The 11,908-nt window shown below is 68.2% G+C and carries 14 protein-coding genes and 1 pseudogene; 8 read left to right on the top strand and 7 right to left on the bottom strand.

All coding sequences use genetic code 11. The features are described from left to right. Nucleotides 1–1,640 (top strand): annotated as a pseudogene (locus tag ABT313_RS28600) (hypothetical protein); the annotation flags it as partial. Between the two features lie 74 nt (nt 1,641–1,714). Here the strand turns inward: ABT313_RS28600 and ABT313_RS28595 are convergent. The 5 genes from ABT313_RS28595 to ABT313_RS28575 form a co-directional block, all read right to left on the bottom strand. Beyond that, the gene (locus ABT313_RS28595) at nt 1,715–2,071 is read right to left on the bottom strand and encodes a hypothetical protein (protein WP_350860193.1); all 357 of its coding nucleotides are present in this window, start codon (nt 2,069–2,071) and stop codon (nt 1,715–1,717) included. 60 nt (nt 2,072–2,131) lie between these two features. Further along, complete coding sequence (locus ABT313_RS28590; protein ID WP_350860191.1) at nt 2,132–2,488, bottom strand: hypothetical protein; 357 nt, start codon at nt 2,486–2,488, stop codon at nt 2,132–2,134. Between the two features lie 109 nt (nt 2,489–2,597). After that, nucleotides 2,598–3,617 (bottom strand): hypothetical protein, encoded by a 1,020-nt coding sequence (locus ABT313_RS28585; RefSeq protein WP_350860189.1) that lies wholly within the window; start codon nt 3,615–3,617, stop codon nt 2,598–2,600. Between the two features lie 11 nt (nt 3,618–3,628). Then, nucleotides 3,629–4,135: a SigE family RNA polymerase sigma factor gene (locus tag ABT313_RS28580; RefSeq protein WP_350860187.1), complete on the bottom strand. Its 507-nt coding sequence runs from the start codon at nt 4,133–4,135 to the stop codon at nt 3,629–3,631. A gap of 75 nt (nt 4,136–4,210) precedes the next feature. Continuing rightward, nucleotides 4,211–4,561 (bottom strand): carboxymuconolactone decarboxylase family protein, encoded by a 351-nt coding sequence (locus tag ABT313_RS28575; RefSeq protein ID WP_350860185.1) that lies wholly within the window; start codon nt 4,559–4,561, stop codon nt 4,211–4,213. Nucleotides 4,562–4,661: 100 nt separating this feature from the next. Here ABT313_RS28575 and ABT313_RS28570 point away from each other — a divergent pair, with 100 nt between their 5' ends. The 3 genes from ABT313_RS28570 to ABT313_RS28560 are packed head-to-tail and all read left to right on the top strand — an operon-like array spanning nt 4,662 to nt 7,499. Further along, entirely contained in the window at nt 4,662–5,585 is a 924-nt protein-coding gene (locus ABT313_RS28570) for a helix-turn-helix transcriptional regulator (protein WP_350860183.1), read from the top strand. Nucleotides 5,586–5,587: 2 nt separating this feature from the next. After that, complete coding sequence (locus ABT313_RS28565; protein WP_350860181.1) at nt 5,588–6,610, top strand: aldo/keto reductase; 1,023 nt, start codon at nt 5,588–5,590, stop codon at nt 6,608–6,610. A 10-nt stretch (nt 6,611–6,620) separates the two neighbouring features. Beyond that, nucleotides 6,621–7,499, top strand: a complete 879-nt coding sequence (locus ABT313_RS28560; protein WP_502884024.1) for an aldo/keto reductase — start codon at nt 6,621–6,623, stop codon at nt 7,497–7,499. An 18-nt stretch (nt 7,500–7,517) separates the two neighbouring features. Here ABT313_RS28560 and ABT313_RS28555 read toward each other — a convergent pair whose 3' ends face one another. Then, nucleotides 7,518–8,552 (bottom strand): DUF695 domain-containing protein, encoded by a 1,035-nt coding sequence (locus tag ABT313_RS28555; protein ID WP_350860176.1) that lies wholly within the window; start codon nt 8,550–8,552, stop codon nt 7,518–7,520. A gap of 125 nt (nt 8,553–8,677) precedes the next feature. Between ABT313_RS28555 and ABT313_RS28550 the strand changes: the two genes are divergently transcribed. From ABT313_RS28550 to ABT313_RS28540, 3 genes are all read left to right on the top strand, one after another. Further along, nucleotides 8,678–9,607: a proline dehydrogenase family protein gene (locus ABT313_RS28550; RefSeq protein ID WP_350860174.1), complete on the top strand. Its 930-nt coding sequence runs from the start codon at nt 8,678–8,680 to the stop codon at nt 9,605–9,607. 10 nt (nt 9,608–9,617) lie between these two features. Next, nucleotides 9,618–10,421, top strand: a complete 804-nt coding sequence (proC, locus tag ABT313_RS28545; protein ID WP_350860172.1) for a pyrroline-5-carboxylate reductase — start codon at nt 9,618–9,620, stop codon at nt 10,419–10,421. A 91-nt stretch (nt 10,422–10,512) separates the two neighbouring features. Continuing rightward, the gene (locus ABT313_RS28540; RefSeq protein WP_350860170.1) at nt 10,513–11,079 is read left to right on the top strand and encodes a hypothetical protein; all 567 of its coding nucleotides are present in this window, start codon (nt 10,513–10,515) and stop codon (nt 11,077–11,079) included. Here the strand turns inward: ABT313_RS28540 and ABT313_RS28535 are convergent. Continuing rightward, nucleotides 11,072–11,500 carry a TIGR03618 family F420-dependent PPOX class oxidoreductase gene (locus ABT313_RS28535; RefSeq protein WP_350860168.1) on the bottom strand — a complete coding sequence of 143 codons (429 nt, stop codon included), beginning with the start codon at nt 11,498–11,500 and terminating at the stop codon, nt 11,072–11,074. The two genes, ABT313_RS28540 and ABT313_RS28535, sit on opposite strands and share 8 nt — an antisense overlap. A gap of 50 nt (nt 11,501–11,550) precedes the next feature. Between ABT313_RS28535 and ABT313_RS28530 the strand changes: the two genes are divergently transcribed. Continuing rightward, nucleotides 11,551–11,907 (top strand): winged helix-turn-helix transcriptional regulator, encoded by a 357-nt coding sequence (locus ABT313_RS28530; RefSeq protein ID WP_350860166.1) that lies wholly within the window; start codon nt 11,551–11,553, stop codon nt 11,905–11,907. Nucleotide 11,908: the final 1 nt, after the last annotated feature.

The raw sequence follows: 11,908 nt of genomic DNA, 5'->3' as shown, positions 1-11,908 counted from the left end.
GCCACCTCCAACACCGCCGCGCCGACGCCCTCGGCATCATCAGCGACCCCCGCTACACCCAAGAACTCCTCACCCAAGCCCACAACCACCCCACCACAACCCCGACCACCGCCGCAGACACCGCCGCAGACACCTCCGCAGACACCGCCGCAGACACCGCCGCCGCACCCGCCGACACCTCAAGTCGGGCCTCGACGCCTGCTCGGCGTTCGTCCAAGGCGAGTTCTGAGGCTGTCCCTGGCCTGCGCCTCGCAGCTGAGGACCTGCAAACAGGCGTCGGCACGCGGTCTGCAGCTGCGGGCTCGATGTCAGGCGTCGGCGCGCGATCGGCGACTGCAGCTGGCGGCTCGTTCGGTCCGCTCGACCGAACGAGCGACACACCATGTACGTCGCCGGACCCCGCCCTCGGCGGCACCCCGGCGCACTCGACACGCTCGCCGCACATCGGCGGGCGCGACCGCTCGAACGACACGCCGCGCACGCCGTCCACGTCGGCCGGCCCGGCTCGTGGTGACAGTGTGGCGAGCCCGGCAAGCTCGCTGTACGACGGTTCCTGTGACCGCACGAGCGGCGCACCGCGTACGTCGCCGGACCTGGCCCGCGGCGGCACCACGGCGCGTCCGACACGCTCGCCGTACGTTCGCCCCCGCGACGGCTCAAGCGACGAACCGAGTGCGTTGACGGGCCTGGCCCGCGATGGCACTGCGGCGCGCTCGGCAAGCTCGTCATGCAACGGTCCGCGTGACCGCTCGGACGACTCACCCTGTACGTCGGCAGACCCGGCTTGCGGTGGCACGACGACGCGCCCGGCAAGCGCGGCGAGCCCGTCGTACGACGGCCCGGATGCTGGTGACGCCCATCCGGCCGATCCTGTTACCGGTCCGATGGCTGAGTCGGTGGAGTTGAGGGAGCCTCCGTTGGAAGACGGCGCCGGACCGTACGATCCCGATCCGCCCAGTGACCCGTTCGACAGTCGGCTACCGGGATATATCCCCGGTCCGCGCAGTGAGCCCGACGAGGGTGTGCCGATGGACGCCGCCGCTCAGCGGGCGCTCGACGCGCGCCTTGCGCAGATCAAACGCGACGCCTACGCCGACCCCGCGAACCCTGCGGGCCGCAGCGGGGGACAGGTGCGTCCTGGGCAGACCGAGGTCTTTGTGCATCTCACTGATCTCACGCTGGCCACCGGGACCGGTGTGCTGCGGGCTGAGGGGATCGGTCCGTTGCTGGCCGAGCAGCTCACCGAGCTGGTGGGGCATGGGCCGTACACGGTGAAGCCGGTGATCGACCTGAACGACGCAGTGAGTGTGGATGCGTACGAGATTCCGGCGCGGATCCGGGAGCGGGTGCGGCTGACCTATCCGGTGGAGTTGTTCCCGTACGGGACCCGGGAGAGCCACCGTGGCATCGATCTGGATCACATCGAGCCGTATGACCCATACGGTCCGGCCGGGCAGACCAGCACCGGGAACCTGGCGCCGTTGAGTCGGTTTGCTCATCGGGTGAAGACGCATGCCCGCGGGTGGGATGTTCAGCGCGTTGACCACAAGACGCTGGAGTGGACGACGCCGCACGGGTTCAGGTTCGAGGTGGGGCCGGCCGGGACGCACCGGCTGCCGAACCGCATGCCCGACAGCTGATCCCGGGCTGGCGGGAAGGCTCGGTCGAGCTACCACTCGCGGCTGATCGTTGGAGTCAGCCGCAAGTGAGGGCGTTACTCGCCGAAGAGCCAGTCGGACTTCACTGGTGGGGTGAAGCGGAAGTAGGTCGGGTCGGTGAAGGTACCGGGGCCTTGCCGGGGTTGGTGATCGAGGTTTCCAGGCCGTTGGCGTCGCCGGAGGTGTAGATATAGGCGGACTTGGTGTCCTTGTCGTTGCCGGCGACAACGGTTCCGTAGCTGCGGCACTGGCCGGCGACCAGTGTGTCGAAGCCCTGCCAGGTGGCGGCGCGGACCTTGGTGACCGACCGGCTTCATCGCGTTGTTCACCGGGATGTGGATGGTGTACAGCGCGCCGCCCCGGGTGTTCGCGAGGAACGTGTCGTACGCCGCGGCCTTGCTGATCAGCGTCATCGACTTGACCGCCACGAGGCCCGGTGCCGAACCGTAGGTCTTCCAGACACCGCCCACGACCTACCGGAACAGCGTGCCGTCCGACCGCAGCGCGTACTCATCGGTCCGCAGATGGGTCGGATCGTCATTGAACGTCGACGTCTCGTGGTCGACGAACGTGCTCCATCCACCGCCGATCCGGGCCAGCTGCGAAGACGTCACATTGCCCCTCTTGTCGAGCTCGATCCAGTCCTGGTGCATCGAGTCCCCGAGCACGACACGCCCGTGGCGCGAGCTGCCGGCCGCGGTCGGCTCATTGACGAACGACGCGCTCATCCGCACCGCGCCGTCGGCGTACAGATTGGGTACGCCGCTCTTCGTGCTTGCTGACGGCGCGGGCGTCAGCCGCTGGAACGTCTGGTCGCCGCCGGCCGTCACCGAACCGAGGATGAGCCAACAGACAGCGGTCCCAGCGGTCGCGCTCGTCGTGCCGGCGGCGACCATCCCGGCCGCCGCCGCTCACGAATCCCTTTGGTAGATAACGAGGTCATTTGAGGAGGGTTTTGACGACCTTTCCGTTCTTGTCGTATGCCGTGATGCGGAGGTCCGAGATCTTGGCCTTCGTCGGGGGCGTCGACCAGTAGTAGGCGAACCAGCCGTCGGTGATCGGTACGTCGGTCTGGGTCTTCGCGTCCATCTGCAGATGCAGCCTGGTCGGGTTGCCGTTGAGCTTGCCCCAGGCAAGCGTTGTGTACCCGTCGCGGTTGCCGCCGATGTTGTTCCCCGTCCACAGCTGGGCGGGCTCGGTCGCCGTCGCATGCGTGTATTGGTTGCTGTCGTAGCGCAGGTGGTCGAGCGAGAGCACGGACGTACCTTGCGTGATCATCCCGCCGTCCAATGTGCTCTTGTCGATCTCACAAGCGATCGCCGTCTTGCCGCTGGGAGAGACCGCGGTCAGCAGCGAGGCCCCGGTTTCGCTAGACCGGGCCGAAGCCGTCACGCGCCACCCGGTGACGTCCACCCAGGTCTGCACCGAGCAGTGCCGCAACTGGCCGGCAGTTGTCGTAGGCAACGGATCCTTGGCGACCTGGGCGAGCAACGCGGCCGTCGGCTTGTCACCGCCGGGCACGGTGCACATCCGCACCCGGGCGCCGATGATGACCTTGTACGACAGCCGTTGCCCGACGAACGGCCCGTCGTACGGCGTTTCGAACCCGCGCTTCTCGTCCGGATACCGCATCGCACACCGTCGCTGGGCCTCAGCCATCGTCAGTCGTTGCCCGACGCCTGCTTCCCCGCGCGGCACACCCTGCACGGACTCGAACAATGCCTGACCCTGATCACCGGCCACCGGTGGCTTCTTGCCGGCCTGGGTCAGCCCAGGAAGCAGAGCCGCGATCAGTGCGACCACGGCCACACCGGCAACCGCGCCGCCGATCGCAAGGGTCTTGCGCCGGCGTCGTCCGCGGTGACCGCGGATCAGCAGCGCATCGGTGTCGAAGGGGTCCAGTGGTTCGGAATCGGCGAGCCGGTGGAGCTCGGCGCTGACCTCACGTACGTCTTCCATCTCGTTCTCCTTCACAGCGCCCGGCTCGTCCGCCGCCGGTCGATGGCTCGTCGGAGAGTGTCGAGACCACGTGCCGCCTGGCTTTTCACAGTGCCCGTCGAACAACCGAGGATCTCCGCGGTCTGCTCGACGGACAGGTCCTCGTAGTACCGCAGTACGACGCACGCCCGCTGCCGCGGTCCGAGCGATCGCAGTGCCTCGAGTACTTCGTCCCGGTCCGCCTGCCCGGCCGCGAAGTCCTCGTGGTCCACCCGATCCGGTACGTCGGCGATCGCCACCTCCCGCCGCCACGGCCGCCGCCCGCCGTCATGTGCGGCGTTGACCACCATCCGGCGGGCATAGGCGAGCGGATTCCCCACCCGCCGCACTTTCGGCCAGGCAAGGTACAGCTTGTAGAGCGCGTCCTGTACGACGTCGTCGGCCCGATGCCGATCGCCCACCACCAGAAACGCGGTCCGCCGTAAGGAAGCTCCGGCCCCCTCCACAAACTCCACGAACTCCCGGTCCCGCTCCGCCATCCGGTCCTCCACTCTCCATCTCCCCCTCAAGACGGAACCCCAGGACCCCCAGGTTGCACCCCACCCGGTGCAATGTCACTTCCCGTTGGCGGCGAAGACCTCTCTGGCGACGGTGATGGCGGACATCGCCCGCGGCCAGCCGGCGTAGAAGGCCAGGTGGGTGATGACTTCCTTCAGTTCGGTCTCGGTCAGGCCGTTGTCGAGTGCGCGGGCCAGGTGGCTGCGCAGTTGTTCGGTGTTGCCGCCGGCAATCAAAGCGGCACAGGTGATCAGGCTGCGGTCTCGTGGCGTCAGCTCGGGGCGGGCCCAGACGTCGCCGAACAGCACGTCGTCGGTGAGTTCGACGAGTTTCGGGGCGAAGTCTCCGATCAGGCGCTGTGCCGGGGTTTGTGCTGCTGCACTGTCTTTTCTTCCGTTCGTAACCATGCACACCACACAACCGCGAACAGCGCGGCCGGAACAGGCACTGTCGAGAGGGGTACTGACAGGGTCTGGTACGGACAGCATGACGACGTAGCGTGAAGACATGGCCGCTAAGCCCGACTCCAGCAGCAACGATCTGCGAGAGTTCCTCACCACCCGCCGGGCGAGGATCACGCCCGAGCAGGCCGGGTTGCCCGTGTACGGCGCCAACCGGCGCGTCACCGGCATGCGCCGCGAGGAAGTCGCGCTGCTCGCCGGTATCAGCGTCGAGTACTACACCCGCCTGGAGCGCGGCAGCGTCGGCAGCGTCTCCGACAGCGTCCTCGACGGGCTCGTCCATGCCCTCCAGCTCGACGAGGCCGAGCGCGACCACCTGTACCGCCTGGTCCGTGCCGCCGGTACGCCCGCCGGCCACGTGCCACGGCGTACACCCGCGAAGAAGCGTGTGCGGCCGACTGTTCAGCGCATCGTCGACCAGATGCCGATGCCGGCGTACCTGCGCAACAGCCGCTTCGACATCCTCGCCGCCAACGACCTCGGCCGCGCCCTGTACAGCCCGCTGTACGACCAGGCCGCCGCCCATACGCCGGGCCAGCCGCCGAACAGCGCCCGCTTCTGCTATCTCGATCCGGCCGCGACAGAGTTCTTCGTCGACTACGACAAGGTCGCGAACGACTGCGTCGCGTACCTGCGTGCCGAGGCCGGTCGTGACCCGTACGACAAGGACCTTTCCGATCTGGTGGGCGAGCTGTCGACCCGCAGCGACGAGTTCCGCCGCCGCTGGGCCGCCCACGACGTGCGCTACCACCGCACCGGTCGCAAGCGGTTCCACCATCCGCTGGTCGGCGATCTGGAGCTCGACTACGAAGCCTTCGAACTCGCCGGGGACCCGGGCCAGCGCATCAACGTCTACACCGCACCGCCCGACTCGGCCTCCGAGGAAGCACTGAACCTCCTCGCCAGCTGGACAGCCCGCAAACCCGCACCCGGCTTACCAGCAGCCGCCGTGCACGACAAGGAAGACTGATCATGGAGTTCCGACCGCTTGGGCGCACCGGCGTCCAGGTCAGCCCGCTGTGCCTCGGCGCGATGATGTTCGGCTCCTGGGGCAACGACGACCGCGCCGACTCGACCCGCATCATCCACCGCGCGCTCGACGCCGGCATCAACTTCGTCGACACCGCCGATGTGTACTCCGCCGGCGCCTCCGAGGAGATCGTCGGCCAGGCCCTCGCCGGCCGGCGCGACGAGGTGTTCCTCGCCACCAAGTTCTTCATGCCGATGAGCCAGGACGACCCGAACATGCGCGGCGGTTGGCGCCGCTGGATCATGCGGGCCGTCGAGAACTCCCTGCGGCGGCTCGGCACCGACTACATCGACCTCTACCAGGTCCATCGCCCCAGCCCCGGCACGGACGTGGAGGAGACTCTCGGCGCGCTGTCTGATCTGGTCCACCAGGGCAAGGTTCGCTACCTCGGCTCCTCGTCGTACTCCGGGTCGCAGATCGTCGAGGCGCAGTGGGCGGCCCGGGAACGGAACCTGCAACGGTTCGTCACCGAGCAGCCGCCGTACTCGCTGCTCGTGCGTGGCATCGAGGAAGACGTTCTTCCGACCGTACTGCGGCATGGAATGGGCACCCTCACCTACAGCCCACTCGCGGGTGGCTGGCTTTCGGGGCGTTGGCGCAAGGACTCCGCCGGGGCTCCGACCTCGTCCGCGCGCCCGCCGGCCCGCTTCGACATGTCCACTCCGGCCAACCAGCGCAAGCTGGAGATCGTCGAGGAGCTGGCGCTGCTCGCCGAGAAGTCGGGCCTGACCCTGATCGAGTTGGCGGTCGCCTTCGTGATCAATCACCCCGGCGTGACGTCGGCCATCATCGGCCCGCGCACAATGGAACAGCTCGACGCATTCCTGACCGCTGCTGACGTCGTACCAGGTGCGGACGTGCTCGACCGCATCGACGAGATCGTCGCGCCCGGTGTGACCGTCAACCCCGCCGACAACAGCTACGGCGACCACGAGCTCCGCCCCGACCAACGCCGCCGGCACTGAAGGACTGATGATGGAAACCTTGACGCTGAACAACGGCGTACAGATGCCGGCCCTCGGGCTCGGCGTGTTCCAGACGCCGCCGGCGGAGACGCGCGCCGCGGTCAGTGCGGCACTGGAGGCCGGCTATCGCCACGTGGACACGGCTGCCGCCTACGGCAACGAGCGTGAGGTCGGTCAGGCGATCCACGACTCCGGTCTGGCGCGCGACGAGCTTTTCGTCGAGACCAAGGTCTGGATCAGCGACTACGGGTACGCCGAGACGCTGCACGCCTTCGACAAGAGCGCCGGCAAGCTCGGCGTCGAGCGCCTCGACCTGCTGATCCTCCACCAGGCCCTGCCCAGCGACTTCGGCAAGACCCTCGAGGCCTACCGCGCTCTCGAAACCCTGCTGGCCGACGGCAAGGTCCGCGCCATCGGGGTCAGCAACTTCATGGTCGAACATCTGCGCTCTCTGCTGGACGTCGCGACCGTGGTTCCGGCGGTCAACCAGCTCGAGATCCACCCGTACTTCCAGCAGCGCGAGGTGCAGGCGTTCGACAGCGAGCACGGCATTCTCAATCAGGCCTGGTCGCCGATCGGCGGCATCACCTTCTATCGCGACAGCGGCCACACGAGCGCCCTCGAGGATCCTGTCATCGGCGAGATCGCCCGAGCGCACGGCAGATCGCCGGCCCAGGTGATGCTCCGGTGGGGCCTGCAGCAGGGCCGCTCCGTCATCCCCAAGTCGACCAAACCCGAGCGGATCGCCGAGAACCTCGACGTGTTCGACTTCGAACTGACCGCCGACGAGCTCGCGGCCATCGACGCTCTCGACACCGCCGAACGCGGCGGACCCGAACCGGAAACCATGACCCTGGAAAAGTTCGGAAGACCGATCCCCGAAGCCTGACGTCCCTGGTCCAAGGAGTTACCCCGAGAGGTGGGCGACGTTGTGCCAGGCGGGGTCGGGGTCGGTGGTGAGGGTTACTTTGCCGTGGGGCCAGCCGGTGGTGGCGGCTTGGAGTTGGGCGTCGGCGGGGGTGGTGCCGTCGATGTAGTAGTGCAGGATGCGGGTGCCGGCCGATGTCTCGTGGGCCAGGAGGTTGCCGGAGCCGCCCAAGCGATCGGTCAGGTGGTCCTCGAAGGCCCGCAGTTCGTCGAGCATCTCCGACTCGGGCAGCCCGTCCTCGCGGACCACCGGATAGTGGATCGTCACGGCGACATGCGTGTCCAGGTGCGGCCGCCGGATCGAGCGCAACGGGTACTCCGCGGTCGCGATCACCCGCTGTCCGTCACGCGTGCCCTCCAGCATCTTCCACGCCGGGCTGCCGTCCTCCAGCGTGTGCTCCGCAGCGAACCCGGCCACCGCGGGCAGCAGTTCCGAGATCGGTACGGCGTCCTCGGGCGACAGAGCCAGCGTGTCGATGGCGCCGACCCACGTCTCCACCATCTCCTCGCCGAGCACCAGGTCCAGGATCAGGAACGTCACCCGCCGCTGCGCATCCACCGACAGCGACGCGAACACAGGATGGTGTACGCCGACATGCACCGACGCACTGTCCGGTTCGATCGACACCACCGACTCGTCCGTGGCGACTGGGGGCAACCCGTCGAACTGGATCGTCACCGCAGGCCCGGGCCGGCGCAGATCGGCGTACTCCCAGATCGGGTCCGAGGGCGGGGCGGCGCGGAGCCAGCGGCGGGCGACCGCGCGCTGGGCCGGGTTGCCGGCGGCGGTGACGATCAGGACGTGCGAAGCGTGCAGTCCCGGGCCCAGCTCCCACTCCAGGTCGGGGTTGATCCGGGCGATCCGCTCGTTGAGCTCCACGTTCACGTCGGTCGGCTGCCGGCGGGTGATCGCGTCGGCGACGGCCGTGGCGCCGGAGGCCGACCACCAGGACCAGAACGCGCCGATCGGATCGGCGTCCACGGCGTTGCGACGGCGACGCTTGAAGATGGGCATGAGCGCATCTTCTAACAACGTGGGGTGCGTGTGGCCCGGGCCACAGGATTCCGCAAAGCCAGGTTCAGGCGCGTAACCTGCAGACACCACTGGCAAATGGGTGGGTTGATGAGGAGGAACACGTAGTGCTTCGGCGAGTCCTGCTGGGCATGTCCCGCAGCCCCCAGATCAAGAAAGCAGTGTCGTCGCTCCCGGTGTCCAGTGGCATCGTGGCGCGGTTCGTGGCCGGCGAGACCGCTCCGGAGGCCGTGCTGGCCACCGAGAAGCTGGTCAGCAACGGGCTGAACGTCACCCTCGACCACCTCGGCGAGGACGTCACCGACCTGGCCGCCGCGCAGGCTACCGCCGACGCGTACCTCGACCTGCTCAAGAAGCTCGCCGCCGCCGGCCTGACCAAGAACGCCGAGGTCTCGGTCAAGCTGTCCGCGGTCGGCCAGGCGCTGCCCGGTGACGGCGAGAAGATCGCCCTGGAGAACGCCCGGACCATCTGCCTCGCCGCCCGCAACGCCGGTACGACGGTGACCCTCGACATGGAGGACCACACGACGACCGACTCCACGCTGGGCATCCTGCGCGAGCTGCGCCAGGACTTCCCCGAGACCGGAGCGGTCCTGCAGGCGTACCTCCGGCGTACCGAGGCCGACTGCCGCGACCTCGCGCACGCCGGCTCCCGGGTCCGTCTCTGCAAGGGTGCGTACAAGGAGCCGGAGTCGGTCGCGTTCCAGGAGAAGCGCCAGGTCGACAAGGCGTACGTCCGGGCGATGAAGATCCTGATGAACGGCACCGGCTACCCGATGATCGCCTCGCACGACCCGCGGCTGATCTCGATCGCCGGCGCGCTCGCGGACCGTGCGAACCGGCAGCCGGGCAGCTACGAGTACCAGATGCTGTTCGGTATCCGCCCTGAGGAGCAGCTCCGCCTGTCCGGCCTCGGCCACACCATGCGCGTCTACATCCCGTACGGCGAGGACTGGTACGGCTACCTCGTCCGCCGCCTCGCCGAGCGGCCCGCCAACCTGCAGTTCTTTGCTCGCTCTCTGATCAGCAAGAAGTAGCCTTTGCTCCATGAGTGCAAAGGTGGCCGTTCTCGGGGCCGGAGTGATGGGGGAGACGTTGCTGTCCGGGCTGATTCGGGCCGGGCGGCGACCGGAGGATCTCCTGATCACCGAGCGCCGGGAGGAGCGCGCCGCCGAGCTGCGTGAGCGGTACGGCGTCGACGTCGTCTCGAACCTGGACGCCGCGAAGCAGGCGGAGACGCTGGTCCTGGTGGTGAAGCCGCAGGACATGCCGGATCTGCTCGCCGAGATCGCTCCGGCGGTCCAGCCCAGCCAGACCGTGGTCTCGCTGGCGGCAGGCATCACCACCAAGTTCGTCGAGTCCCGCCTGCCCGAGGGCGTCGCCGTCGTACGCGTCATGCCGAATACGCCGGCGCTGGTCGACGAGGGCATGGCCGCGATCTCCCGCGGTGCGCACTGCGACGAGAGCCACCTCGAGCTGGCCGAGAGCCTGCTGGCCGCGACCGGCCGGGTCGTGCGGGTGCCGGAGAAGCAGCAGGACGCGGTGACCGCGATCTCCGGTTCGGGTCCGGCGTACATCTTCTTCGTGGTCGAGTCGATGATCGAGGCCGGCGTCCACATGGGGCTTCCGCGTGGCACGGCGACAGATCTCGTCGTACAGACCGTCGTCGGTTCGGCGAAGCTGCTCCGGGAGACCGGCGAACACCCGACGGTACTGCGGGAACGCGTCACCTCCCCGGGTGGTACGACGGCCGCCGCCGTACGCGAGCTGGAGGACCACAAGGTCCGCGCCGCGTTCCTCTCGGCGATAGAGGCCGCCCGCAACCGTTCCCGCGACCTGGCCGCGGAATAGCTGCCGAATAACACCTCTCGCGCTGCTGGCGTTATGGTTGTGCGCCGCAGTTCCTTCCTTGTTCAAGGGTTGAGTCGCTATGGTCCCGCCCATGGGTAATCGGTCGGTCGAGCCCGACACCGCGCCTGCGCAGCAGGCTGACGTGCCCCAACTCCCGTGGCGCGTGCCGCTGGATCCGGCGCCGTGGTGGGCCTGGGCACTGTTCATCCTGCCGTTCATCGTCGTGCCAGGGCTGAACTCCTGGCTCTGGATGGGCGCCCGCGACATGCTCGCGGTCGCTCTGCTGACGATCATCGGCGCCTCGGTCGTCCGCGTCGCCGGCGGCGTCGTGCTCTACCGGGTCGAGCTCTACCCGAGCGGCCTGAAGGCCCGCACGAGCATGCTGATCCGCAGCCTGGCCTGGCAGGACGTCGGCAAGATCGAGGTCGGCGACGACAACGTCGTGCTCACCCGCGGCCCGGACGAGCACGAGATCAACGGCATCCCCCAGGACCGCACTGCCGAGGTCGGTGCCGTGATGGAGGCGATCCGTCAGCAGGCCGTGACCGAGCCCGTACGCCGCCACCGTCCGCGCCCGGGCATCGGCGCCGCGCTCGTCCTGCTGTACCTCGTGCTGTCGATCGGCGCCTTCCTGCTCCGCTGGCACATCGTCATCTGACCGTCCACGGTCCTTCGCCGGCGATCCGGTCGACGGTCACCCGTGCGACGACGCCTGTGTCCCAGATCCCTTCGCCGAACGGGAACTCCGGCAGGCCGAGGTACCGCTGGGTCTCGCGATCCATGAGGGCCTTGTAGTCGTCCGCGACGCCGGGACCGTGGAGCTTCGCCGTACCCCGGATCACGAGGTACTGCGTGATGCCGCGCGCGCCGACCTGGTCGTCCTGGATCAGCAGCGTGACCCGCGGATCGCGGAACAGGTTGCGGGTCTTGCGATGCGGCGCCTGCAGACCGATCAGGAGCTCGTCGCCGTCGCGCTCGACCCAGACCAGCGAGGCCTGCGGCGACCCGTCCGGGTCGATGGTGATGATCGTGACGTCTTTGGGCTCCTCGAAGAGCCGATACGTGCTTTCCGGAATCATGACCACGACGCTAGACAGCGCCGTGGGAACCGCTGGGTACCCTGACAGCTATGTACGGTGTGGAACCCGGCGACGTCTTCCTGGCCGACTGCCCGGCGCGGTTGGCGGTCGAGGTGATCGCGGACAAGTGGGCGGTGGTCGTCCTCTGGGGACTCAACGACCATCCGCGACGGCACTCCGAGCTGATCGAGCTGATCGGCGGCATCTCGAAGAAGGTGCTGACGCAGACCCTGCGCCGACTACAGACCAACGGTCTGATCGCCCGGACCGACTACGGCGGCGTACCGCAACGCGTCGAGTACGAGCTCACCGAGCTTGGGCGCACGTTGATGGGTCCCATCAGGACGCTCACAGAATGGGCAGAACAGAACGGAGACGCGGTCCTCGCGGCGCAGGAGGCAGGATGAC

The sequence above is a fragment of the Kribbella sp. NPDC000426 genome, from assembly GCF_040300265.1.
In the GTDB taxonomy this organism is placed as follows: Bacteria; Actinomycetota; Actinomycetes; order Propionibacteriales; family Kribbellaceae; genus Kribbella.
This window is presented reverse-complemented; position numbering and strand designations above follow the sequence as displayed.

Coding starts and splice junctions, on each gene's coding strand:
- ABT313_RS28575 (WP_350860185.1), bottom strand. CDS start 4,561: ATGGTTACGAACGGAAGAAAAGACAGTGCAGCAGCACAAACCCCGGCA.
- ABT313_RS28540 (WP_350860170.1), top strand. CDS start 10,513: ATGGGTAATCGGTCGGTCGAGCCCGACACCGCGCCTGCGCAGCAGGCT.
- ABT313_RS28580 (WP_350860187.1), bottom strand. CDS start 4,135: ATGGCGGAGCGGGACCGGGAGTTCGTGGAGTTTGTGGAGGGGGCCGGA.
- proC (WP_350860172.1), top strand. CDS start 9,618: ATGAGTGCAAAGGTGGCCGTTCTCGGGGCCGGAGTGATGGGGGAGACG.
- ABT313_RS28595 (WP_350860193.1), bottom strand. CDS start 2,071: ATGACGCTGATCAGCAAGGCCGCGGCGTACGACACGTTCCTCGCGAAC.
- ABT313_RS28555 (WP_350860176.1), bottom strand. CDS start 8,552: ATGCCCATCTTCAAGCGTCGCCGTCGCAACGCCGTGGACGCCGATCCG.
- ABT313_RS28560 (WP_502884024.1), top strand. CDS start 6,621: ATGGAAACCTTGACGCTGAACAACGGCGTACAGATGCCGGCCCTCGGG.
- ABT313_RS28530 (WP_350860166.1), top strand. CDS start 11,551: ATGTACGGTGTGGAACCCGGCGACGTCTTCCTGGCCGACTGCCCGGCG.
- ABT313_RS28570 (WP_350860183.1), top strand. CDS start 4,662: ATGGCCGCTAAGCCCGACTCCAGCAGCAACGATCTGCGAGAGTTCCTC.
- ABT313_RS28585 (WP_350860189.1), bottom strand. CDS start 3,617: ATGGAAGACGTACGTGAGGTCAGCGCCGAGCTCCACCGGCTCGCCGAT.
- ABT313_RS28535 (WP_350860168.1), bottom strand. CDS start 11,500: ATGATTCCGGAAAGCACGTATCGGCTCTTCGAGGAGCCCAAAGACGTC.
- ABT313_RS28565 (WP_350860181.1), top strand. CDS start 5,588: ATGGAGTTCCGACCGCTTGGGCGCACCGGCGTCCAGGTCAGCCCGCTG.